The 21,061-nt window shown below is 63.2% G+C and carries 20 protein-coding genes, 7 tRNA genes and 1 riboswitch; of the genes, 8 read left to right on the forward strand and 19 right to left on the reverse strand.

Features of this window, described 5'->3' with window-relative positions; all coding sequences use genetic code 11:
- Positions 1-68 precede the first annotated feature (68 nt).
- The 7 genes from JMY29_RS08525 to JMY29_RS08555 all read right to left on the reverse strand — a co-directional run bounded on the left by JMY29_RS08525 (position 69) and on the right by JMY29_RS08555 (position 6,528).
- Complete coding sequence (locus JMY29_RS08525; protein ID WP_018778670.1) at positions 69-1,409, reverse strand: HRDC domain-containing protein; 1,341 nt, start codon at positions 1,407-1,409, stop codon at positions 69-71.
- Positions 1,410-1,489: 80 nt separating this feature from the next.
- Positions 1,490-2,146, reverse strand: coding sequence for a DUF3000 domain-containing protein (locus JMY29_RS08530; RefSeq protein ID WP_189075711.1), 657 nt, complete (start codon positions 2,144-2,146; stop codon positions 1,490-1,492).
- Between the two features lie 71 nt (positions 2,147-2,217).
- Positions 2,218-3,291 (reverse strand): threonine aldolase family protein, encoded by a 1,074-nt coding sequence (locus JMY29_RS08535; protein ID WP_018778668.1) that lies wholly within the window; start codon positions 3,289-3,291, stop codon positions 2,218-2,220.
- Positions 3,292-3,334: 43 nt separating this feature from the next.
- Positions 3,335-4,060, reverse strand: a complete 726-nt coding sequence (locus JMY29_RS08540; protein ID WP_189075710.1) for an SDR family oxidoreductase — start codon at positions 4,058-4,060, stop codon at positions 3,335-3,337.
- The gene (locus JMY29_RS08545; RefSeq protein ID WP_189075709.1) at positions 4,060-5,427 is read right to left on the reverse strand and encodes a DUF6421 family protein; all 1,368 of its coding nucleotides are present in this window, start codon (positions 5,425-5,427) and stop codon (positions 4,060-4,062) included. Before JMY29_RS08545 ends, JMY29_RS08540 begins: the two co-directional genes overlap by 1 nt.
- Positions 5,428-5,581: 154 nt before the next feature.
- Entirely contained in the window at positions 5,582-6,022 is a 441-nt protein-coding gene (gene msrB, locus JMY29_RS08550; RefSeq protein WP_018778665.1) for a peptide-methionine (R)-S-oxide reductase MsrB, read from the reverse strand.
- 14 nt (positions 6,023-6,036) lie between these two features.
- Positions 6,037-6,528 (reverse strand): hypothetical protein, encoded by a 492-nt coding sequence (locus tag JMY29_RS08555; protein ID WP_018778664.1) that lies wholly within the window; start codon positions 6,526-6,528, stop codon positions 6,037-6,039.
- Positions 6,529-6,647: 119 nt separating this feature from the next.
- Between JMY29_RS08555 and JMY29_RS08560 the strand changes: the two genes are divergently transcribed.
- Positions 6,648-7,934, forward strand: coding sequence for an alpha/beta hydrolase family protein (locus tag JMY29_RS08560; RefSeq protein WP_189075708.1), 1,287 nt, complete (start codon positions 6,648-6,650; stop codon positions 7,932-7,934).
- A gap of 3 nt (positions 7,935-7,937) precedes the next feature.
- Here the strand turns inward: JMY29_RS08560 and ybaK are convergent, their stop codons facing one another.
- Genes ybaK through JMY29_RS08575 form a run of 3 tightly spaced genes read right to left on the reverse strand, consistent with a single transcriptional unit; the run spans position 7,938 to position 9,878 of the window.
- Positions 7,938-8,435, reverse strand: coding sequence for a Cys-tRNA(Pro) deacylase (gene ybaK / locus JMY29_RS08565; protein WP_039240802.1), 498 nt, complete (start codon positions 8,433-8,435; stop codon positions 7,938-7,940).
- An 18-nt stretch (positions 8,436-8,453) separates the two neighbouring features.
- The gene (locus JMY29_RS08570; protein WP_018778661.1) at positions 8,454-8,912 is read right to left on the reverse strand and encodes a SufE family protein; all 459 of its coding nucleotides are present in this window, start codon (positions 8,910-8,912) and stop codon (positions 8,454-8,456) included.
- A gap of 39 nt (positions 8,913-8,951) precedes the next feature.
- Positions 8,952-9,878, reverse strand: a complete 927-nt coding sequence (locus JMY29_RS08575; protein WP_189075707.1) for a sulfurtransferase — start codon at positions 9,876-9,878, stop codon at positions 8,952-8,954.
- Positions 9,879-10,084: 206 nt separating this feature from the next.
- Between JMY29_RS08575 and zapE the strand changes: the two genes are divergently transcribed.
- A complete protein-coding gene (gene zapE / locus JMY29_RS08580) occupies positions 10,085-11,125 on the forward strand; it encodes a cell division protein ZapE (RefSeq protein ID WP_189075706.1) in 1,041 nt (346 codons plus the stop codon).
- A gap of 1 nt (position 11,126) precedes the next feature.
- Here zapE and JMY29_RS08585 read toward each other — a convergent pair whose 3' ends face one another.
- The 9 genes from JMY29_RS08585 to JMY29_RS08625 all read right to left on the reverse strand — a co-directional run bounded on the left by JMY29_RS08585 (position 11,127) and on the right by JMY29_RS08625 (position 15,097).
- The gene (locus tag JMY29_RS08585) at positions 11,127-12,344 is read right to left on the reverse strand and encodes a benzoate/H(+) symporter BenE family transporter (RefSeq protein ID WP_189075705.1); all 1,218 of its coding nucleotides are present in this window, start codon (positions 12,342-12,344) and stop codon (positions 11,127-11,129) included.
- Between the two features lie 133 nt (positions 12,345-12,477).
- On the reverse strand, positions 12,478-12,711 hold the full coding sequence (locus JMY29_RS08590) for an antitoxin (RefSeq protein WP_018778655.1): 234 nt from the start codon (positions 12,709-12,711) through the stop codon (positions 12,478-12,480).
- 94 nt (positions 12,712-12,805) lie between these two features.
- Positions 12,806-14,260 carry an amino acid permease gene (locus JMY29_RS08595; RefSeq protein ID WP_055977667.1) on the reverse strand — a complete coding sequence of 485 codons (1,455 nt, stop codon included), beginning with the start codon at positions 14,258-14,260 and terminating at the stop codon, positions 12,806-12,808.
- 174 nt (positions 14,261-14,434) lie between these two features.
- Positions 14,435-14,510: transfer RNA gene (locus tag JMY29_RS08600), tRNA-Gly, on the reverse strand.
- A gap of 56 nt (positions 14,511-14,566) precedes the next feature.
- Positions 14,567-14,641 (reverse strand) — tRNA-Val (locus JMY29_RS08605).
- A 24-nt stretch (positions 14,642-14,665) separates the two neighbouring features.
- Positions 14,666-14,738 (reverse strand) — tRNA-Gly (locus JMY29_RS08610).
- Positions 14,739-14,794: 56 nt separating this feature from the next.
- Positions 14,795-14,869 (reverse strand) — tRNA-Val (locus JMY29_RS08615).
- Positions 14,870-14,907: 38 nt separating this feature from the next.
- Positions 14,908-14,978: transfer RNA gene (locus JMY29_RS08620), tRNA-Cys, on the reverse strand.
- A 46-nt stretch (positions 14,979-15,024) separates the two neighbouring features.
- Positions 15,025-15,097: transfer RNA gene (locus JMY29_RS08625), tRNA-Gly, on the reverse strand.
- Positions 15,098-15,346: 249 nt separating this feature from the next.
- On the opposite strand from JMY29_RS08625, the gene JMY29_RS08630 reads away from it, so the two are divergent.
- The 6 genes from JMY29_RS08630 to rpe all read left to right on the forward strand — a co-directional run bounded on the left by JMY29_RS08630 (position 15,347) and on the right by rpe (position 20,736).
- Positions 15,347-15,421: transfer RNA gene (locus JMY29_RS08630), tRNA-Val, on the forward strand.
- 576 nt (positions 15,422-15,997) lie between these two features.
- Positions 15,998-16,900 (forward strand): hypothetical protein, encoded by a 903-nt coding sequence (locus JMY29_RS08635; protein ID WP_018778649.1) that lies wholly within the window; start codon positions 15,998-16,000, stop codon positions 16,898-16,900.
- A gap of 49 nt (positions 16,901-16,949) precedes the next feature.
- Positions 16,950-17,522 (forward strand): peptide deformylase, encoded by a 573-nt coding sequence (gene def / locus JMY29_RS08640; protein ID WP_018778648.1) that lies wholly within the window; start codon positions 16,950-16,952, stop codon positions 17,520-17,522.
- Positions 17,519-18,439, forward strand: a complete 921-nt coding sequence (gene fmt, locus JMY29_RS08645) for a methionyl-tRNA formyltransferase (RefSeq protein WP_039240810.1) — start codon at positions 17,519-17,521, stop codon at positions 18,437-18,439. The genes def and fmt overlap by 4 nt, the downstream gene beginning before the upstream one ends.
- A complete protein-coding gene (locus JMY29_RS08650; protein WP_018778646.1) occupies positions 18,436-19,986 on the forward strand; it encodes an RsmB/NOP family class I SAM-dependent RNA methyltransferase in 1,551 nt (516 codons plus the stop codon). The genes fmt and JMY29_RS08650 overlap by 4 nt, the downstream gene beginning before the upstream one ends.
- Positions 19,987-20,067: 81 nt before the next feature.
- The gene (gene rpe / locus JMY29_RS08655; RefSeq protein ID WP_018778645.1) at positions 20,068-20,736 is read left to right on the forward strand and encodes a ribulose-phosphate 3-epimerase; all 669 of its coding nucleotides are present in this window, start codon (positions 20,068-20,070) and stop codon (positions 20,734-20,736) included.
- An 83-nt stretch (positions 20,737-20,819) separates the two neighbouring features.
- Positions 20,820-20,976, forward strand: a riboswitch (FMN riboswitch).
- Positions 20,977-21,061 lie beyond the last annotated feature (85 nt).

A 21,061-nucleotide genomic window follows, 5' to 3' on the forward strand; every position in this document is an offset into this window, starting at 1 on the left:
CGGCACGCAAATGGCCCGCCGCCACGAACGTACGTTCGGGCAACGGGCCATTGCGACGGCGGTGACCACTAGGAGTCCTTGGACTGCTGTGCTTCGTTGGCCTTGGATTCCTTGGTTGGCAGCGGGCTCGGGTTTAAGCAGGCCTCGGTCAGGATGGGGGCGGCGATGGCGATTTGCCACTCCCTTGCGCCAAGCGTCCGAAGTTCCTGCGAAACGGTCTCCAGCGATACATCCGTTGGTGGCCGCCAGGCTATGCGCCTGAGGTAGTCCGGAGTCAGCAGGTTCTCCACGGGCAAGTTGAGTTCGTCAGCCTTGGCTTGGAGGGCCGGCCTTGCCGTGGCCAGCCGCGCTGCTGCCTCCGGGTCCCGGTCTGCCCAGACCCGGGGAGGCGGCGGGGCATTTGTGGGCAGATGCAGCGGAGGAAGGTCCGTCATGGATCTGGCGTTCGTGATGCAGCGCAGCCATCGGGGAGCTTCCCGTTGCGCTGACCTGCCGTGGAACCCCTTTGTGGCCAGAAGCTGGGGGACTGTGGTTGGCATGGCCTTGGCGGCGGCCACCAGGGCTGAATCAGGGATGAGCCGGCCAGGTGCGACGTCGCGCTTGCGGGCCAGCTGGTCGCGTTCCTGCCACAGTTCCCGGACGGCTGCCAGCTGGCGGCGGTCACGGATCTGATGGAGACCGGAGGTCTTACGCCATGGTTCGACCCTGGGTGCCGGGACACCTGCGGCGAGGATGCCGGCGAATTCCTGTTCGGCGTACTCCAGCTTGCCGTCGGCCTCCAGGAGTTCAATAAGTTCTTCGCGCAGCTCGGCGAGGACTTCGACGTCGAGCGCTGCGTACCGCAACCAGGGTTCGGGCAGTGGCCGAGTCGACCAGTCAGCGGCAGAGTGTTCTTTGGCGAGACCGAAACCGAGAAGTTGTTCGATAACAGCCGCCAGGCCGACGCGGGGGAGCCCTGCGAGCCGCGCCGCGAGTTCAGTATCGAACAGCTTGTCCGGCCACATGCCGAGCTCGGACAGGCAAGGCAGGTCCTGGGTGGCGGCGTGAAGGATCCATTCCACCCCGCGCAGGGCGTCGTTGACGATGTCCAGGTTGTCGAACGGTTCGGGGTCGATGAGCCAGGTCCCGGCTCCTTCGCGACGGATCTGCACCAGGAAGGCTCGCTGGCCGTAGCGGAACCCGGAAGCCCGCTCGGCATCGACGCCGGCAGGTCCGGTGCCGGCTGCTATTGCGGCTGCGCATCGTTCAAGTCCGGCAGGTGTGTCGATGACCAGGGGTACGCCCTCGCGTGGGGTGTCGAGATCAATGACTTCAGGGACGTGGCTGTCAAAGCCGTCAACCTTGATGTGGGTGGTGGGATCAGCAACCGGATCGCCGGCTGTGGTGTTTTCCAGGTTTTCAGGGGTCATGGTGGCTTAAGCTTACCGATTTGTCGCGTATCGGGGCGCTTTTGCCTTCGCCAGCGCAGCGGTCACGGCGCGGGTGGCCGTCAATTGCGCCTCCTGTTGGCCAGGCCGGTGACCCCGGGTGGCAGTGGAGGCAGTCCGGCGAAAGTGCACACCATGTCGGACCAGGCTTCCAGATGCGATTGGACATCCGCGCCGTCAGGCGTCCAGGAGGCCCGGAGTTCTATGTCGATGGTGTCGGGCCGCTCAGCCAGGGTGCCGAAGCTTTCGGAAAGGATCCGGGTAGCAGTGCCGCCGGCAGCCCGGTAAGGGGCTGAACGGTGTTCCAGGGCTTCGACGAGCCACGTCCAGGCCACGGAACCGAGCATGGAGTCGTTGCCCATTTCCGCATCCATTTGGGCCCGGATATACGTGACGATCCTGAATTCGCCCTCCCACACGGCCGATCCGTCCGGATCGTAGAGCAGGATGAAGCGGCCTGTGGCCAGTTCGTCCTCGTCTTCGCTGGAGGGGCTTCCGGCCTGGCTCTTGGCAAAGGCCTTGGCTGCCGGTCCATGCACGGGAACCTGGCGGGTGGCGGCGGTGGGGCTGAAGACTTCAGCGCCCAAGGCCACTGCATAAGGGGCCAAACGTGCGGGGGCGGGGATCTCATCAAGCCGCAACTCGCTGCGGCACTGGGCTTTTCGTAGCGTTCCCAAGGCGAAGAGAAAGTCCTGGGGAACTTGTGCGAGGGCGTTCACACTCGCAGATTATGCGTCCGGGGCGGCGAACCTGTGCAGGCTCGCCGCCCCGGACGGCAGGCGTATCAGCGTTACGCCAGTTCCTGCTTGATCGCCGCAACGAAGGTGTCGATGTCTTCTTCGGTGGTGTCGAACGAGCACATCCAGCGGACCTCGCGCCGGGCGGCATCCCAATCGTAGAACGCGAAGGACTTCCGCAGGCGGTCGGCAGCGCCTTCCGGGAGGATGGCGAAGACGCCGTTGGACTGCGTCGCCTGGGTGGGCTCGACGCCGTCGATCCCTTCAACGGCACTCCGCAGGCGGGTGGCCATGGCGTTGGCGTGAGCGGCGGACCGCAGCCACAGCCCGTCCTCCAGGAGTGCGATGAACTGGGCGGAGATGAAGCGCATCTTGGAAGCCAGCTGCATGTTCATCTTCCGCAGGAACTTCAGGCCGTCGGCGGCTTCAGGGTTGAGGGCCACCACCACTTCGCCGAAGAGCAGACCGTTCTTGGTCCCTCCGAATGAGAGGATGTCCACGCCGGCGTCGCGGGTAAATGCACGCAAGGGAACGTCCAGGTGGGCAGCGGCGTTTGCCAGCCGCGCGCCGTCCATGTGCAGCTTCATGCCCTTGGAGTGGGCGTGGTCGGCAATGGCGCGAACTTCTTCCGGCGTGTAGCAGGTGCCGAGTTCCGTTGTCTGCGTGATGGAAACAACCAGGGGTTGTGCACGGTGCTCGTCGCCCCAGCCCCAGGCTTCACGATCGATGAGCTCCGGGGTGAGTTTTCCGTCCTCAGTGGGGACCTGCAGGAGCTTGATCCCGCCGATACGTTCCGGGGCCCCGTTCTCGTCCATGTTGATGTGTGCGGTGGAGGCGCAGATAACGGCCCCCCAGCGCGGCAGCAGCGACTGCAGCGACAGGACATTGGCGCCGGTGCCGTTGAAAACCGGGAAGGTCTCGATGCCTTCGCCGAACTGCTGCTCCAGGACGGCCTGCAGCCGGGCCGTGTATACGTCCTCGCCATAGGAAACCTGGTGTCCACCGTTGGCGGCCGCCAAGGCCGCAAGGATCTCCGGGTGCACGCCTGAGTAGTTGTCGGAAGCAAAACCCCTGACCGTGGGGTCGTGCAGCCGGCTGCCCTCGGAAATGTGGCCCGTGCTGGGCATTGCCTCTGTTGTGCTCGTCACTTGTTCATTCACGCTTTCAAGTCTATTTGGCCAGCAGGATCCGCTGGCCGTTCAGGATGGAGGCAGGTTGATCGAAAAGGCCGACGGCGGCAGCGGCCAGTTCTTCGACGTCGGTATGTCCGGGGAACCGCCGTTCGGGATGTGCGCGCCTCATGGTTTCGTCCACGAGCGCCTTGACCACGAACACCACGGCGGCACTGTGCTGTCCGCTGGCGTCTGTGTCGACGGACTGGGCGCGCTGGAAGCCATCAGCCACCGCAAGTGTCCAAGCTTCTGCAGCGGCCTTCGCAGCAGCGTAACTGGCTGCGGCCGCGGTTGGGCTGGATACCGCGGTTGACGACACCATGGCGAACCGGCCATGCGGCGACGCTTCGAGTTGGCTGTAGAACACCCTGGTCACATTCCGCAGCGTGGTAACCGCGCTGTGTTCCAGCGCCTCCCAATCAGCATCCGTCTGGTCTTCGATGCCCTTGGCCCCGCGCCAACCACCGACGAGGTGGATTACTCCGTCGACGCCCCCAAAGCCGCTGTCCGCGATCATCGAAGCCAGCCCACGAACGGATTCCAGGTCGCCGAGATCGCACACGAGGGGAGTCACAGCGTCGCCGGCCTCCCGCGCGGCCGCCTCGATCCGGGTCTGGTCCGAACCAACAGTCAGGACCCGGTGGCCGGCAGTGGACAAGGCCCGGGCGGCAGCGACGCCCGAAGCGCCGCTGCCGCCCGTTACCAAAACTGTCAGTGGGGACATCAGGCCGCCGTGGCGCCCGTGATGCCGGTGGTGGATTCGATGACGGGGCGCATCTTCTTCTCCAAGGCTTCGTAGAACATGGACAGGGGGAACTCATCGTCCAGGACCTGGTCGGTTAGCCCGCGGGGGGCGCCGTCCAAGGGCAGGGCGTCCGGGCCCTTTGCCCAGACCGAAGCCGGGTGCGGGGTGACGGTGCTTGAGATCAGCTCATAGGCGGCCAGCCAGTGGGCAGCCTTGGGACGATCAATGGAACGCCAGTATAGTTCCTCGATTTTGGCGCCGAGTTCAACGACGACAGCCGCTGCGTCATCCCAGTCGATGGAGAGCTTGCTGTCGGTCCAGTGGAGTACGTGGTGCTGGTGCATCCAGGCGAACAGGAGCTGCCCGCCCAGGCCGTCGTAGTTGCGGACGCGGTTGCCGGTGATGGCGAAGCGGAAGATCCGGTCGAAGATGACTGCGTACTGGACAAGCTTTGCGTGCTTGCGGGCATCGGGGTCGGCGTTCTCGTCCTTTTCGATCAGGACGGATTCGCGGAAGGCGGTCAGGTCGCAGCGCAGTTCTTCAAGGGAGTAGAGGAAGAAGGGCATCCGCTGCTTGATCATGAACGGATCAAACGGAAGGTCGCCGCGCATGTGGGTGCGGTCGTGGATCAGGTCCCACATGACGAACGTTCGCTGGGTGAGCTCCTGGTCCTCGATCAGCTGGGCAGCGTCCTCGGGCAGTTCCAGAGAGGTTGTTTCCGCGGCAGCCTTGAGCACCCGGCGGAAGCGGGCGGCCTCGCGGTCGGCGAAGATGGCTCCCCACGTGAACGTGGGTGTCTCGCGCACCGCCACGGTCTCCGGGAAGAGCACTGCGGAGTTGGTGTCATAGCCGGGCGTGAAGTCAACGAACCGGATGGGGACGAAGAGCTTGTTGGAGTACTCCCCGGCCTCCAGGCCGTCAATGAATTCCGGCCAGATGACCTCGATCAGTACAGCTTCGACCAAGCGGTTGGTGCTGCCATTCTGCGTGTACATGGGGAAGACCACCAGATGCTGGAGGCCGTCGATGCGCTGTTTCTGTGGTTGGAAAGCCTGGAGGGAATCCAGGAAGTCCGGGACGCCGAAGCCTTTGCCGGCCCAACGCTTGAAGTCCTCCACGAGCAGCGCCAGGTACTGGGCGTCGTGATCGAAGCTGGGGGCGAGGGCCGTGATGGACTTGGTGATGGTGGCTACGAGCCTTGCCGCCTCATCGTGGGCAGAGGGATCGGCGATGGATCCGTCCTGCTCCTGGTACCCCTGGAGGGACGTGGCAGCGGCTTTGAGGGCTACCCATTCAGCGTTGTCGGCGGTGACACGCGGGAGGGTGGCGATAGCGGTGGTGGTCATGGTGCTCGGCCCTTTCCGAAGTTGTTATTGCTTCTGGGCCGAGCGTAGCAAGCGAATAGCATCGCTAATTCAAGAATGGACTGAGCATAAGAAACTCTTGCTCATAGCCCCCGAACTTGGACCTTTAGATCCAGTTCGGGGGACACAGAGCCGCCTACCGCTCTTCCGGGTCGACCAGACGGAGCGATATGGAGTTGATGCAGAACCGCTGGTCCGTCGGCGTGCCATAACCTTCGCCCTCGAAAACGTGTCCCAGGTGCGAATCACAGTTGGCACACCGTACTTCCACCCGGTCCATGCCCATGGTGCGGTCGTGCAGGTACCTGACAGTACCTTCGGCCAACGGCGCCCAGAAGGACGGCCACCCGCAGTGCGAGTCAAACTTCTCCTTGCTGGTGAACAACTCGCTGCCGCAGGCCCGGCACTGGTAGACACCCTCGGTGTGCGTGTCCCAGTACTCGCCCGTATAAGGGCGCTCAGTGCCGGCCTGGCGCAGCACGCGGTATTCCTCAGGGGTCAACTCCTCGCGCCACTGGGCATCGCTCTTCTCCAGTGGCACTGAAGGTGTCTTGCTGATGTTTTCAGGAGTGTTCATGTCTTATGCAACGCTCACGAGTCGCCGATAAATCCCGAACCCGCGTACAAGTGGAGCACCGGAAGCCCCAACTGGTCCTGGGCCTTGTTGGCCCAATCCGTGTGGAGCGTGTCAGAGATGGCATGGGGCCGGGTAATGACCACTGCCTGCGCCGCATCCACCTCCCGGACCTTGGCCACCAAGCCGTCGACAGCACCGCCGTCGACGATTTCGCCGGTAACACCGCCACCCAGGCCTTCCAGCGCTGCCAGGGAAGTCGACAACGTCACCGCGGCTTCCGCACGCTCAGCCGCTGGATCCGGTGACTGGGCAGTAAGTTCCCGGAACGCCTTCGCCACATCAAGCAACGAAAGGTTCTCGAGGAAATCCACCAAAAGGTGGCGCTCAGTATTGGCAGGCACCAGCACTACCAACGGCGCGTCCCCGCCGTCGATCAGTTTGGCGATGTTCACGCGGTCGTCGGGGCCAAGGGGCTCTTCAGTCAGGATGACTATGGGATCACTCATGGCTACAGCGTAGTCCCGGGGAACGGCGTCCGCAGGGTTTCCGCGCCCGATTCGGCCCAACCTTCGCCGCGCGGGCCCAGCCTGCACCAGCCCACGCCGACTCACGGCAAAATGGAACCATGGCATCAATGACAACGCCAGCGAGCGACGCTGCTGAGAAAAAACTGTCCCCCCGCACCAAGTGGGCCATTGGAGGTTTTCTTGCCGGCGCCACCATCGCGGGACTTGTCGGCGCCGGTTCCTCTGCGCTCGCCGTCTACTTTGCCCGCCGGGTCATCACGCCCGCCGCACGGCACGAGGACCAGGAAGTCCTGGCCGTCATCCGGGGAGACAACGGCCTGCAGGTCATCCTGGCTGCCACGCCCGACTCGACCATCGACGGCGTCTTCAGCCTGTTCTTCTCAGGTGGAAAGGGACACGCCAGGATAGGCCGGATCGTCTCCTACCTGCCCGCCGAACAGACCGTCCTCCGGGAAGTCGAGGAGGTCTACAGCGGCGATCTTTCGGAAGCACGCCGGGCGTGGTGGAGCGGCGCTACCTACCCCGACCCGTCCGCGATCGGCCTTGCGGCCGAAGATGTTGAGATCGACGTCGACGGCGGGAAGGCGCCTGCGTGGTTGATCCGCGCCGATGCCTCGTCACCGGCGCCGGTCTGGGCGATCATGGTCCATGGCCGGGGAGCCACCCGGCTCGAAGGTCTCCGGGCAGTCCGCACCGCCCGGGAACTTGGCCTGGACAGTCTGCTCATCTCCTACCGGAACGACGGACTGGCACCTTCGGCCCTGGACGGCCGCTACGGTCTGGGCTCCACGGAATGGCGTGATGTGGAGTCAGCCATCGAATACGCCTTGGAGAACGGCGCACGTGAAGTGGTGCTTTTCGGTTGGTCCATGGGCGGTGCGATCAGCCTGCAGACTGCGGACCTTTCCAAATACCGGCAAGTCATCAGGGCCTTGGTTTTGGATGCTCCGGTGATCAACTGGGTGGACGTCATGGCCCACCACGCCGAAATGAACAGGATCCCCTATACCGTGGGGCGTTACGGGCAACTGATGCTGGGCCATCCCCTGGGACGCAGGCTGACTGGGCTCGCAGCACCCGTGGACCTCAAAGCAATGGACTGGGACAGCCGCGCCGTTGAGTTGCGCACTCCAACGTTGCTGATCCACAGTGTGGACGACGACTACGTTCCTTTCGGGCCCTCGGCCAGTCTCGCCGAAAAGAACCCCGAGATGGTGACATTCGAGCCGTTCCACGGTGCCCGCCACACCAAGGAATGGAACGTCGATCCGGAGCGTTGGGAGCGGCTGGTGCGCTCCTGGCTCCAAGCCCAACTCGCACCCCGGAGGAACCCGGGCCAATCGGGCGAAGCCGGCGGTGCTGCTGCCGCGGGGCCCGCAGCCTGAGGGTCAGTTGCTTCCCGTGCCGATCGGCCCGGTGACGCCGTTGGTGAGCCGGAGCAGGTCCGCAGGAGCAAGCTCTATATCCAGGCCCCGACGGCCACCGGAGACCAGGATGGTGTCAAAAGCCAGCGCTGATTCGTCCAGGACCGTGGGGGAGGGCTGGCGTTGCCCCAGCGGTGATATACCGCCCAGGACGTAGCCAGTGCGGCGTTCAGCAGCTTTGGGATCTGCCATCGCCGCTTTCTTGGACCCGAGGGCCGCAGCTGCGGCCTTCAGGTCCAGGTTCCCGGACACGGGGACAATGGCAACGGCCAACTTGCCTTCCACCTCCACCATCAGCGTCTTGAAGACACGGTCGGGATCAATGCCCAGGACCTCCGCCGCTTCCAGCCCGTAGCTGCTTGCAGCGGGATCATGCGCGTAGGGGTGCAGGACGAAGGGAACGCCGGCCGCAGCGAGTGCTGCTGTTGCCGGCGTTCCCTGTGAAGCCATTTTCCTTGCCATACCGAGTGGCGTTGCCTTTCAGTGTTCCAAACGGCTTGCGGCCGCAACCTTCCGCTTGATGCGGCCGAGCATCGCCGTCATTCCCCGCATCCGCAAGGGCGTGATGGCCCGGGTCAGGCCCAGGAGCTCGGGCATGTCGTCAGGCACCGCAAGGATCTCCTTGGCAGTCAGTCCGTCCAGTCCCTCATGCAGCACCCCTGCGAAACCCCGGGTAGTCGGTGCTTCCGGCGGCGCTTTGAAGAAGAGACGGTATGAACGCTCGCCGTCGGCGTTCTTCTCTGACTCAATTGTCAGGAACAGCGGGGACTGGCATTCCACGACCTGCTCCAGCAGTTCCGGGTGGTCCTTCAGACGCTCCGGCAGCTCAGGCAGGCCTCTGGAGAACTCCAGGAGGAGCTGGAGGCGGTCAGGTTCCGTCAACGCCTGGAAGTCGTCAACAATTTCCGCCAGGGCGGTGGGCAAGGTGTTCGTACTCATCTCTTCCAGCTTACGCACAAAGGTGCTGAGAGCGCGGTACTAGCTGTGGACCAAGGCGGAGGGAACTGTACCCCGTTCGGCTCCCTTGACGATGGGAACCCGCACTGCGTTGCCCCACTCGGTCCACGAGCCGTCGTAGTTGCGCACTGTGTCGAAGCCCAGGAGGTACTTCAGGGCGAACCAGGTGTGGCTGGACCGCTCGCCGATGCGGCAGTACGCCACGACATCGTCGCCCGGCTTCAGCCCCGCCTCGCCCAGGTAGAGGGCTTCAAGTTCTTCGCGGCTGCGGTAGGTGCCGTCTTCCGCTGCAGCCCGGGCCCACGGAATTGAGGCGGCCGTGGGAATGTGGCCGCCACGCAAGGCGCCCTCTTCGGGGTAGGCAGGCATGTGGGTGCGCTGGCCGGTGTATTCCTCGGGGGAGCGGACGTCGATCAAGGGGTTGCCCAAATGTGCCAGGACATCCTCCTTGAAGGCCCGGATGGGAGCGTCGTCGCGCTCGACCTCGGGGTATTCGCCCGCAGCAGGCCGGGAGACCTCAGTAGTCAGCTCGCGGCCCTCGGCGATCCATTTGTCGCGTCCGCCATCAAGGAGGCGGACATCCTGGTGACCGAACAACGTGAAGACCCACAGGGCGTAGGCAGCCCACCAGTTGGACTTGTCGCCGTAGATCACCACAGTGCTGTCGCGCGAGATGCCCTTGGAAGCGGCGAGGGCAGCGAAGGCTGCCCCGTCGACGTAGTCCCGGGTGACTTCATCGTTCAGGTCGGTGTGCCAGTCGATCTTGACTGCTCCCGGGATGTGCCCGGTTTCGTACAGCAGGACGTCCTCGTCCGACTCGACCAGCACCAACTTGCCGTCGGCTACAGCGCCGTCGGCAATTGCTGCCGCGAGCCAGTCGCTGGAAACGAGGCGTTCAGGGTTCGCGTAAGAGGCAAACTTTTCGTTTTGTTCAACGGGGTAGGACATGATGGCCTTTCACTGACAACGGACGGAGCCAGGCCGTGGAAGGTGGTGCAGGTGCGGGCCCGGCCTGCTTCAACACTAACCACGGGCTGCGCGGATTGCTTCCCGGCGGTCATACGGTGAAACATGGGCTTGGTCACGTGTCAGTTACCGTGGCGTCCGTTGCCGGTATTCTTGCTGGGGACCCAATGCCGAAGGAACGGACCACCGTGGTAAAGATCGAACAACTGGCTGCCCGCACGCCGGCAGTTTCCGTGGAGGAACTCCTCAAGGGTTTCTACCCGTCTCCCCGGTTCGGAGAGGTGTCGTTCGACAGTTACAGGCCCGATCCTTCCCAACCAAGCCAGGCCAACGCCGTGAAACTCCTGTCGGCATTTGCCGATGGCGTAGGCAACGGCAATGACGCTGGACTCTTCAAGAAGCTCTTCGCCAAGAAGGCACCGGCCACGAGGGCCGGGATCTACCTCGATGGTGGATTCGGTGTGGGTAAGACCCACCTCCTGGCGTCCCTTTGGCACAGGTCTCCAGGCCCCAAGGCGTTTGGAACGTTCGTGGAATACACCAACCTGGTGGGGGCGTTGTCGTTCCGCAAGACCGTGGAAGCGCTGAGCAACTACAAACTGGTGTGCATCGACGAATTCGAACTCGATGATCCCGGAGACACGGTGCTGATGTCCCGCCTCATGCGGGAACTCGCCGACGCCGGTGTGAAGCTTGCTGCCACATCGAACACCCTGCCTGGTTCACTGGGCGAAGGCCGCTTCGCCGCCGTCGACTTCCAGCGGGAAATCCAGGTACTCGCGGACCAATTCGACGTCGTCAGGATCGACGGCGAGGACTTCCGCCACCGTGGCCTTCCCGCCGCGCCGGCACCGCTCAAGACCGAAGAACTCAAGCACCGGATGCGGACTGAGTTCGACGGGAAGACCGTGGCGGTGGATGATTTCCGCACCTTGGTCAACCATCTGGCTGCGGTGCACCCCAGCCGGTACCGTCAACTCATTTCCGGCGTGGAGGCCGTGGTGTGGAGCGGCGTCGAAACCATTACGGAACAGGCCGTCGCGCTCCGTTTCGTGGTGCTGGCCGACCGGCTCTATGACAAAGATGTGCCCATTCTGGCCAGTGGCGTTCCCTTCGACCAGCTTTTCACCGAAGAAATGATGACGGGCGGATACATGAAGAAGTACTTCCGCGCCGTTTCGCGCCTGACCGCTCTGGCCCGCGAAGCACAAAATCACGAACCTGCCTGAATCAGACCGCTTTTCGGGGTTCGCGGTCCTTCAACACCCAGCGGATAACGATTCCGCCTGCCAAGGCCCAGAACGCTGCGCCGACACCGGCGAAAGCAATTCCTGAAGCTGCCAGCAGGAAAGTGATGCAGGCCGGTATCCTCTCCTCAGCCACTGCCAGCGCAGACGAGATCGAGGCTGCCAAAGTACCCAGCAACGCGAGGCCCGCGACGGCCTCAAGAAGTCCCGGGGGCGCTGCCGCGACAACCGTAACGAGCGCTGCCGACGCCGCCGCGAGGACCAGATACGCCAAACCGGAGACGAAGGCGGCGATCCAGCGCCGGCCGTGATCCTTGCCTGCTTCCTCCCCGGCGGCAAGCGCGGCGCTCAGCGCTGCCAGGTTGATCGCATGGCCGCCGAACGGTGCGCCGGCAATGGTTCCGGCTCCGGTCACCAGCATGGACGGCCGCCACGGGGTGGTGTATCCAAAGGACTTCAAGACAGCTACGCCGGGAATGTTTTGCGACGCCATGGTGACCACGAACAACGGCAGCGCCAAGCCGATGGCGGCCTCCACGGAGAACACCGGCGTTGTCCATTCCAGCCGCGGGAGGAGGCTCTCAGCCGGGATCTGTACGCCCGAGGACATGATGTGGATCCCAATCACCGCCAGTGCCACCAGCAGCGATGCAGGAACGGACCAGCGTGGCGCGAATTTCATCAGCACGATCCAGCACAACAGCACCGGGGCGATCAACGCCGGTGCCGTACCCAGCGACTTGAAGGGTGCAAGGCACAAGGGGAGCAGGACACCTGCGAGCATGGCCTGGGCCAAGGCCGTGGGAATCTTTGCCATCAACCTCCCGAGCAACGGAACCAACCCCGTGAGGACGATCAGCACCCCGACCAACAGGAAGGCACCCACGGCCGCCGGCCACCCGCCGTCGACCGTTCCTGCGGTCGCAAGGAGCGCCGCACCGGGAGTTGACCACGCGAGGGTCACCGGCATCCTGCTCCGCCAGGACAGCCAGAGGATGCCCAGACCAAAAGTCAGGGTCAGGGCCAGCAAGCCGCTGGAGGCTTGTCCTTGATCCGCGCCTACTGCCCTGAGTCCAGCAAGGACGACAGCGAATGATGAAGTGAACCCGACCAAGGCTGTGACGATGCCTGCAGTGATCGGCGGTCCCAAAGCGTCCCGGGTGGCACGGCTGTTGGTGGTTGTCGGGGAGGCTGAAGGCATAAGCTCCAAAATACCTGACCTGTTGGCGGCCGTTGCAAACGCCAACAGCACCGGTTAAACGCCAAGGGCACCGGTGGCGCCTCTCGGCGGGACCGGTGCCCCCTTGACGTATCTGGTACGGCGGCTCAGGCAGCTACGGCTGCTTCGGCTCATCCGTGACGGGAGCCTGCTCAGGCTGACCGTCGTTCTTGGCCACGAAGTCGGAAGCGGCGTTCTGGACCTTGTCGACGTGACCGGCGTACTTGCCGCCCGTCTTTTCGTCCACAAAATCCCCGGCCTTTTCGATGCCATTCTTGATGGCTTCTTCGTTGCCTTGAATGAGACCCTGAGCCTTGCCCTTCAGGTCGTCAATTAAACCCACGGGCACCTCCCTTCCATCGCGGAGCCAGTTCGCTCCTCCGCGTCCGACCCTAACACCAGTTCCCTGAGGTGCCAAGGGCTCAAACGCGGCCTGTGGATAACTAGGCCAACGGTTCGTTGGCGACCTTGTGCCGCGGGCTGTCCGGGTTCATCAGGGAATGCTTGCGGCCGTAGGCGAAATAGATCACCAGGCCGATGATGAGCCAGACGCCGAACCGTACCCAGGTTTCCCAGTGGAGCTGGAACATCAGGAACGCCGATGCCAGCACGCCGAAGGCGGGAACAAGGGGCATGAGCGGCAGGCGGAAGGTACGCGCTGCGTTCGGCTTGGTGTACCGGAAGACGATCACCGAAACACAGACCACGACGAAGGCTGCCAGGATGCCGATGTTGGTCAGGTCCGCAACTTCCTTGATTGGGAAGACACCAGCCAGGAAGGCCGAGGCGATGCCTGCGATCCACGTGACACGCTGCGGGGTGCCGTGGCGGTCAGTCTTGGCAAACCAGCCGGGCAGCAGCCCGTCGCGGCTCATGGAGAACCAAACGCGGGTGACACCCAGGAGGAACGTCAGCATCACGGTCAGGATGGACAGCACCGCGAACACCGAAATGATGGTGGCAATGACCGGGAGGCCGACGCCGGTGAACGCCGAGGCGAAGCCGGCGGTCGGGTTGATGTCCTTGTAGTTCTGCATTCCTGTAAGGACGAGCGTGGCGGCAACATAGAGCAGCATGGCGATGATCAGCGACAGGATGATGGCCTTGGGCATGTGCTTCTTGCCGTCCTTGGCTTCCTCAGCTGCAGTACTCATGGCGTCGTAACCAAAGACCGCGAAGAAGACGGTCGCGGCACCAGCCACAACGGGGCCGAAACCGCTGGGCATGAACGGGTTGTAGTTCTCGGTGTTCACGTAGAAGATGCCGAGCCCGATGATGAACAGGATCAGGATGACCTTGATGGCCACGGCCACCAGTTCGAATCGGCCGAACGCCTTGGTTCCACGGCTCAGGATCCAGGTCACCAGAAGGCAGACGAGGATGGCGGGAAGGTTGATGATGCCGCCCTTGCCTTCATCGGCAGTGGACGTCATCCAGGTTGGCATGTGGATGCCAATGCCGGAGAGGAAGGCGTCGAAGTAGCCGGAAATGCCGATGGCTACCACCGCCACGATGGCGATGTATTCAAGCAGCAAGTCCCAGCCGATGAACCAGCCGATGATCTCGCCCAGCGCAACGTAGCCGTAGGTGTAGGCCGATCCGGCACGGGGGATCATGCCGGCAAATTCGGCATAGGACAAGGCGGCCGCCCCGGAGGCGAGTCCGGCGATCAGGAAGGAAAACAGGACGGCCGGGCCCACGCCCGGGTTGCTCTCGCTGCCGTGGGCAACCAGGCCCGCCAGGGAGAAAATTCCGACGCCGATAATTCCGCCGACGCCGATGGCCGTCAGCTGCCAAAGGCCAAGACTCTTAAAGAGCCCGCTGTGCTTGCTTTCTTCCTCGATATCGTCGATGGGCTTGCGCCTCAGGACGGACTGTGAAGCCGTCTTTACATTCATGGGGGTACTCCTGCCGGTAGGCGTGGAACGGTGATGAGCTCGCAGTACATTATGCGAGCGGAATCACATTAGATAAAGCGACTTCTTCCGAGGGGTATCGGTTACTTCTCATGATGAATTGGGTCGCAGGTAAATGAGGGCATAAAAAAAGCAGCTCCTGGGAGCTGCTTTTCGTGGAGCGGACGACGAGATTCGAACTCGCGACATCCACCTTGGCAAGGTGGTGCTCTACCAGCTGAGCTACGTCCGCACATGTTGCCTGCCAGACTGGGTCTGGCTTTCAACAACAAACAAGTTGCCTTGTTCTGGTGGGCGATACTGGGATCGAACCAGTGACCTCTTCCGTGTCAGGGAAGCGCGCTACCGCTGCGCCAATCGCCCGTTACCGGGTCCTGCAATGAGGAGAGCGGACGACGAGATTCGAACTCGCGACATCCACCTTGGCAAGGTGGTGCTCTACCAGCTGAGCTACGTCCGCACATGTTGCCTGCCAGACCGGGTCCGGCTTTCAACAACAAACAAGTTGCCTTGTTCTGGTGGGCGATACTGGGATCGAACCAGTGACCTCTTCCGTGTCAGGGAAGCGCGCTACCGCTGCGCCAATCGCCCATGCATCCAGCAAAAGCCGGAAGACATGGTTTTCACCGAGGTGGGTACGGGATTCGAACCCGTGTATACGGCTTTGCAGGCCGCTGCCTCGCCTCTCGGCCAACCCACCGTGTAAGCAGGATTCCGGGGAATACTTGCCTTGACAGTGCCTTGCGAGCGGACGACGAGATTCGAACTCGCGACATCCACCTTGGCAAGGTGGTGCTCTACCAGCTGAGCTACGTCCGCAGTGCGGTTCCGACGGGCAACCCTGTAGGCATTCCGTCGCTTTCCGACGAGTAAAAACTCTATAGGAGGTTCCTGCATTCTCCAAATCGGTAGCTTGGATCCGGGTGCGGCGGGCCTTGGTTCCTTGTACTGACGCGGATTCGGGCGAGTTTCACTGCTGTAATTCCACAGCTGTAGTTCACCGGCCTTCGGCAGCCTTCCGCTCGTTTTGCAATCCGGCCCGGGTCCGTTAGTGTTTTCTATGCACCCGGGCGATTGGCGCAGTGGTAGCGCGCTTCGTTCACACCGAAGAGGTCACTGGTTCGAACCCAGTATCGCCCACCAAAAGAAGGCCCCCGGAGAACCGGGGGCCTTTTGGGTTTCTGGGCCTTTCCACAAATTCCTGGTAGCTGCGCGGGACTCGTGACCGGGTTTCCTGGTCTGGGATGTATGGCGATTGCCGCAGAGGCGGTATGCGTGCCGGAAGACCCTGTCACGGTGCCGATCGAACAGTACGCCGAATGCTGCACCGTCACCAGTCAGACTCCGCGTCCATAATCCGGCATCGTGAGATTCCAAGTTCCCCATAACCTGTAGTGTCCGCAAGATCACAAAGGGTTTCACGATTGCGCAAAAAAGTTTTGAACTGGTGAATCAGGCGTCGCCTCCAGCGGGCACATGCTTGGCACAAGGATCTCATCGGCAGCATCATGAATTGCCTTGCTTCAGCACATACCTAGCATGCAGGAACCTGAGGATGCTGAACAGCTTCGCACCGCGGAGAGACCCCGCCCGCCGTTTGAGGAGCTGGCCCGGAGCGCGCCCGTCCTTGCCGGCAAGCTTGCCCGGCTCTCTCCGGAGCAGCTCCTCAGGATCTTCCCGCCGGAGAATTCTGTCGGTCCTCTATGACAAAGTCTTTATATGACTGCTCCACTGCTTGCCCACGCTACTGACTACGGCCGGATGTATGCCCGCTCCACCACAGAGCAATTCTCCGTGCCATCCATCACGACGGTGATCGGCCAACAGGCCCATGCACTGGACGGTTGGTTCAGCTACATGGGGGCAAGCAGCCTGGCGGCGGACCCTGAGCTCCCGGCGATCCTCGGAAGTCCGGCAAAAGTGCGGCAAGCAGTCAATAAGGCATCCAAGGCAGCCGAGGTGTACCGGGACGCGGCTGCGGCGCGTGGTGATCGCGTCCATACATACTGCGAGCAGGTAGCTTTGCGGGCCCTGGGACGCCCGCACCGCATGCAGGAATGCAGGGACGAACTTGCAGCCAACGGTGAGCAGGCGTTTGCGGCCCGCTTCGATGAATGGTGGGAGTTGTACCGGGTGGAGCCGCTGGCGCCCGAGATTACGGTGTGGAACAAGACAGTGGGCTATGCGGGGACGCTGGACCTGGTGGCCAAAATCAATGGACGTATTTGTCTCATTGACTACAAAACCAAGGGCACCACCCGTGACGGAACGGTTAAATCCCTTGACGACAAAGTGGTCATGCAGCTTACGGCCGGGATGAAAGCCGAAGAAAGCCTGGTGGACCCCGTTTCGGGTGAGTGGGAACCCTGGAGGTACGGGGACAATCCCATGTTGCTGGCTGTTGCCATCGGAGAAACCGAGGTGAGGCCCATGCGGGCAAACCCGGAGATTCTCAAGCACCACTGGTGGAAGTTCTGTGCCCTTCGGCGGGTGTGGGAGATGTCGGCGGATGTCACTGCTGCCGGACAAGCCCTGCTGCCGGTTGCGCCACCGGTGTTTACTGCGGCCGGTGCCGCGCCGGCCAACAGCGGCGGTGCCATGACCTCAACTAAACTGGCTTAGGCTCCGCAACGCGAGGGCCGGGTTCGACGATCGTGAGGACAGGCAAAGCATGGCAATTTTGAGTATCCGAATCATCGGGGATCCGGTGCTGCGCACCGTGGCCGACCCCGTCACCGACTTCGGTCCGGAGCTCGCCAAGCTGGTAGCTGACATGACAGAAACCATGGAGGACGTTGAGGGCGCAGGCCTGGCCGCTCCGCAGGTCGGCGTCAGCCAGCGCGTCTTCACTTACCGCATTGGCGGAGTGGAGGGCCACATCATCAATCCGGTCCTGGAAAACAGCGAAGACTTCCAGCCTGACGAGGTAGAGGGTTGCCTCTCGATTCCCGGCCTTGGATTCCCCGTGCGCCGCTACAGGGCCACCCGGGCAACTGGCGTGGACCTGAACGGCAACCCGGTGTCGGTGGAGGCCGAAGGCATGCTGGCGCGCTGTTTCCAGCACGAGACCGATCACCTTGACGGCGTGCTGTACACAGACAGGTTGGAAGGGGAGGACCGCAAGGCTGCCCTTCGCGCCATCAGAAACGCCAACTACCACGCCATAACCGAAAAGACGACGTCGAAGCGTGCTAACAGTGTGGGTTCAAGCTTCGGTGGGGGCAGTTTCGGGGTTCCCGAGTGAGGGTACTCTTCGCGGGGACGCCGGCCGTAGCTGTACCGTCGCTGGACGCTTTGGTTAAGGCCGGTTTCGACGTCGTTGCCGTCCTGACCCGCCCGGACGCTCCACTGGGCCGCAAACGCGTCATGACTCCCTCTCCAGTAGCGGCCCGCGCCGGGGAATTGGGCATCGAGGTCATTCGCGCGGCCAAGGTTGACGCCGATACCACGGCCCGCATCGCGGGTTATGCGCCTGATGTGGCCGCCATCGTTGCCTACGGCGGGATTGTTCCGCGCGCTGCCCTGGGCGTCCCCACGCATGGCTGGGTCAATCTGCACTTCTCTTTGTTGCCGGCCTGGCGCGGTGCTGCTCCTGTTCAGCGTTCCATCATTGCCGGAGACGACGTCACTGGCGCCGCAACGTTCCAGCTCGAAGAGGGCCTCGATACCGGGCCCGTGTTTGGAACCCTCACGGAAACTGTCCGGCCGGAAGATACTGCCGGCGATCTCCTTGAGCGGTTGTCCATCAGCGGAGCCGTGCTGCTGAGCCAGACGCTCTCCGCCATCGACGCCGGACAGGCTGCTCCGCAACCGCAGTCAGGAGAGGTGTCATTGGCTCCCAAGCTGACATTGGATGACGGGCGCCTGGACTGGAGGCAGCCGGCGCTGGCACTGAACCGCCGTTCCAGGGGAGTGACCCCGGAACCGGGAGCATGGACAACATTGGAAGGCCAGCGGGTCAAACTGGAACCTGTGACGTTGAGGCCCGGGATCGACGATCTCGCGCCCGGAACCATCCGGGTGGATGGCAAATCCGTACTCGTGGGCACCGGTTCCCACGCCGTAGAGCTTGGCCGGATTCAACCGGCCGGCAAGAAAATGATGTCGCCGGCCGATTGGGCCCGCGGCTTGGCAGCACCTGAGAGAGTGGTATTCAAATGAGTGAGTCCGGCCGTCGAGGCCCCAACAACAGCGGGAGCCGGGACGGCGGCGGGCAGGGCAACCGCGGGGCCAGGGGCGGTAGCCAACGCAACGCCCAAGGCAGGGAGCGGAACAGGGGACCCCAGCGCGGATTCACCAACAATGCGCCGTCGCAGCGTACCCGCCGGGCCGACCCTGCGCGCTTGGTCGCATTCGAGGTACTCCGGGCTGTCGCCTCGGAGGACGCCTACGCCAACCTGGTCCTCCCCGCGAGAATCCGGGAGCACCGCCTGGACCGTCGAGATGCCGGGTTCGCCACCGAGCTGAGCTACGGGGCACTGCGTGGCCAGGGTACCTATGACGCCATTCTGGCCCGTTGTGTTGACCGGCCGCTGGAGCAGCTGGACCCCGCGATCCTGGATGCCCTGCGGATCGGTGCGCACCAGCTACTGTCGATGCGGGTTCCTGCCCATGCCGCGTTGGACCAAACAGTAGGTTTGGCCCGTGCAGTCATTGGCGCCGGTCCATCGGCCCTGATCAACGCGGTACTCCGCAAGGTCACTGCCCACAGCATGGACGAGTGGTTGGATATCCTGCTGGACCAGGAAACCGACGAGACCAAGATCGCTGCCCTCCGCCATGCACACCCTGAGTGGATCGTCCGCGCGCTGCGGCAGTCACTGGTGAACCACGGCAGGCCCAAGGCCGAGATCGACGACCTCCTGGAAGCCGACAACGCGGCGCCGGTGGTCAACCTGGTGGCTCTACCGGGTCTGGGTGACTTGGATGAGGCCTTTGACAACGGAGCCACTCCCGGTGAACTCGTAGAAGGCTCGGCGCTCTCCGCAGGCGGGGACCTTGGCCGCTTCGAATCAGTACGGCGTGGCACCACGCGTGTCCAGGACGTGGGATCCCAGCTTGTTGCACGTGCGTTGGCCGGCGTAGAGCTCGGGGAGCGTGCCGCCCATGGCGAGAAATGGCTGGATCTTTGCGCAGGTCCCGGTGGCAAGGCGGCGCTGCTGGCCGCCCTTGCCTATCGCGACGGAGCTACCCTCCTGGCAAACGAGCCGGCACCCCACCGGGCCAAGCTTGTCCAACAGGCGCTGTCCGCTGTGCCCACGGAATCCTGGAGTGTGCGCACGGGCGACGGGCGCGAAGTCGGCGCCGAGCAGCCAGAAGCTTTTGATCGTGTCCTGGTGGATGTTCCGTGCAGCGGCCTTGGCGCCCTGCGCAGGAGGCCGGAGTCACGTTGGCGTCGCTCGCCCAAGGACATCGGCGATCTCGGTCCGCTGCAGCGGGATCTCCTGAAATCGGCGATCGACGCCGTCAAGCCCGGCGGCGTCGTGGCCTACGTGACGTGTTCTCCCCACCCTGCTGAGACCACCGCAGTGGTTGGCGACGTACTTTACAAGCGGGACGACCTCGAATTGCTCGACTCCGGGCAGGCACTCGACCATGTCAGCCTGACCGGAAATCTGGGTGCGGGACATGAGCTCACTGCCCAGCTGTGGCCGCACATCCACCAGACGGATGCCATGTTCATGGCCATTATCCGAAAGAAGCCGTAGCCGCTACATCCCCTGGCTGCGGCGGAACCATTCCTTTCGCTGCAGCCGTACCATGACCCATACCGACCCGAAGGGGCTGCCTTGTCTCAGTGCTGTATCAACCCGAGCATCTTGTCCGCGGACTTCGTCAACCTTGAGGCGGAGTTGCAGAGGATCAGCAACGCCGACGCCGTCCACGTCGACGTCATGGACAACCACTTCGTGCCCAACCTGACGCTCGGATTGCCGGTGGTACAGCGGATTCAGGCCGTAAGCCCCGTTCCGCTGGACGCGCATCTGATGATTTCCGACGTCGACCGCTGGGCGCCTGCCTACGCAGACGCCGGCGTCGCGTCCGTGACGTTCCACGCCGAGGCCGCCATGGCCCCGGTGAAACTGGCCCGTGAACTGCGGGAACGGGGATCCAAAGCAGGCATGGCCTTACGGCCTGCGACACCGGTAGAGCCCTACCTGGACATGCTCAGTGAGTTGGACATGCTGTTGATCATGACGGTGGAGCCCGGCTTCGGCGGGCAATCGTTCCTTGACATCACCCTGCCCAAGATCCGCCGCGCCCGTGCTGCCATCGAGGGTTCGGGCATTGCTGTAGCGATCCAGGTGGACGGCGGCATTACGGAGGAGACCATCGTCCGGGCTGCTGAGGCCGGCGCCAACGTCTTTGTTGCGGGCTCGGCTGTCTACGGTCACGAGGACCCGGCTGCGGCGATCGATCGGCTGCGTGCAGCAGGCCAGGCCGCGACGGCGGCCTAGGCCTTTACGCCGTCATGGGATATTACGAAGATGGCCGGGAATAGCCTGGTCATCGCTCTGGTTATGGCACAATAACAACACACATACGTGCTCCGGGGTCGGTGTAAGTCCGAACCGGCGGTTATAGTCCGCGACCCGCGAGCCACCGATTTCCTGAGCAATCCGGATAGAGGTGGCGGACGGTTGAACCGGTGGAATTCCGGTACCGACAGTTAAAGTCTGGATGGGAGAAGCACGTACAGTCATGCCGTGGGCGTTCCTTCAGTGACGCCCGGCATTGCGCTGTCGTACACCCCCGGAGTCATCGCGGCTTACTGGGAAGGAA

Origin of the sequence: Paenarthrobacter nicotinovorans (genome assembly GCF_021919345.1) — a bacterium.
Classification (GTDB): Bacteria; Actinomycetota; Actinomycetes; order Actinomycetales; family Micrococcaceae; genus Arthrobacter; species Arthrobacter nicotinovorans.

Bases quoted from the DNA above. Each gene is read 5' to 3' on its own strand.
- JMY29_RS08525 (WP_018778670.1), bottom strand. From the start codon at position 1,409: ATGACCCCTGAAAACCTGGAAAACACCACAGCCGGCGATCCGGTTGCT.
- JMY29_RS08535 (WP_018778668.1), bottom strand. From the start codon at position 3,291: ATGCCCAGCACGGGCCACATTTCCGAGGGCAGCCGGCTGCACGACCCC.
- JMY29_RS08540 (WP_189075710.1), bottom strand. From the start codon at position 4,060: ATGTCCCCACTGACAGTTTTGGTAACGGGCGGCAGCGGCGCTTCGGGC.
- JMY29_RS08545 (WP_189075709.1), bottom strand. From the start codon at position 5,427: ATGACCACCACCGCTATCGCCACCCTCCCGCGTGTCACCGCCGACAAC.
- msrB (WP_018778665.1), bottom strand. From the start codon at position 6,022: ATGAACACTCCTGAAAACATCAGCAAGACACCTTCAGTGCCACTGGAG.
- JMY29_RS08555 (WP_018778664.1), bottom strand. From the start codon at position 6,528: ATGAGTGATCCCATAGTCATCCTGACTGAAGAGCCCCTTGGCCCCGAC.
- JMY29_RS08560 (WP_189075708.1), top strand. From the start codon at position 6,648: ATGGCATCAATGACAACGCCAGCGAGCGACGCTGCTGAGAAAAAACTG.
- ybaK (WP_039240802.1), bottom strand. From the start codon at position 8,435: ATGGCAAGGAAAATGGCTTCACAGGGAACGCCGGCAACAGCAGCACTC.
- JMY29_RS08570 (WP_018778661.1), bottom strand. From the start codon at position 8,912: ATGAGTACGAACACCTTGCCCACCGCCCTGGCGGAAATTGTTGACGAC.
- JMY29_RS08575 (WP_189075707.1), bottom strand. From the start codon at position 9,878: ATGTCCTACCCCGTTGAACAAAACGAAAAGTTTGCCTCTTACGCGAAC.
- JMY29_RS08585 (WP_189075705.1), bottom strand. From the start codon at position 12,344: ATGCCTTCAGCCTCCCCGACAACCACCAACAGCCGTGCCACCCGGGAC.
- JMY29_RS08595 (WP_055977667.1), bottom strand. From the start codon at position 14,260: ATGAATGTAAAGACGGCTTCACAGTCCGTCCTGAGGCGCAAGCCCATC.
- JMY29_RS08635 (WP_018778649.1), top strand. From the start codon at position 15,998: ATGACTGCTCCACTGCTTGCCCACGCTACTGACTACGGCCGGATGTAT.
- def (WP_018778648.1), top strand. From the start codon at position 16,950: ATGGCAATTTTGAGTATCCGAATCATCGGGGATCCGGTGCTGCGCACC.
- JMY29_RS08650 (WP_018778646.1), top strand. From the start codon at position 18,436: ATGAGTGAGTCCGGCCGTCGAGGCCCCAACAACAGCGGGAGCCGGGAC.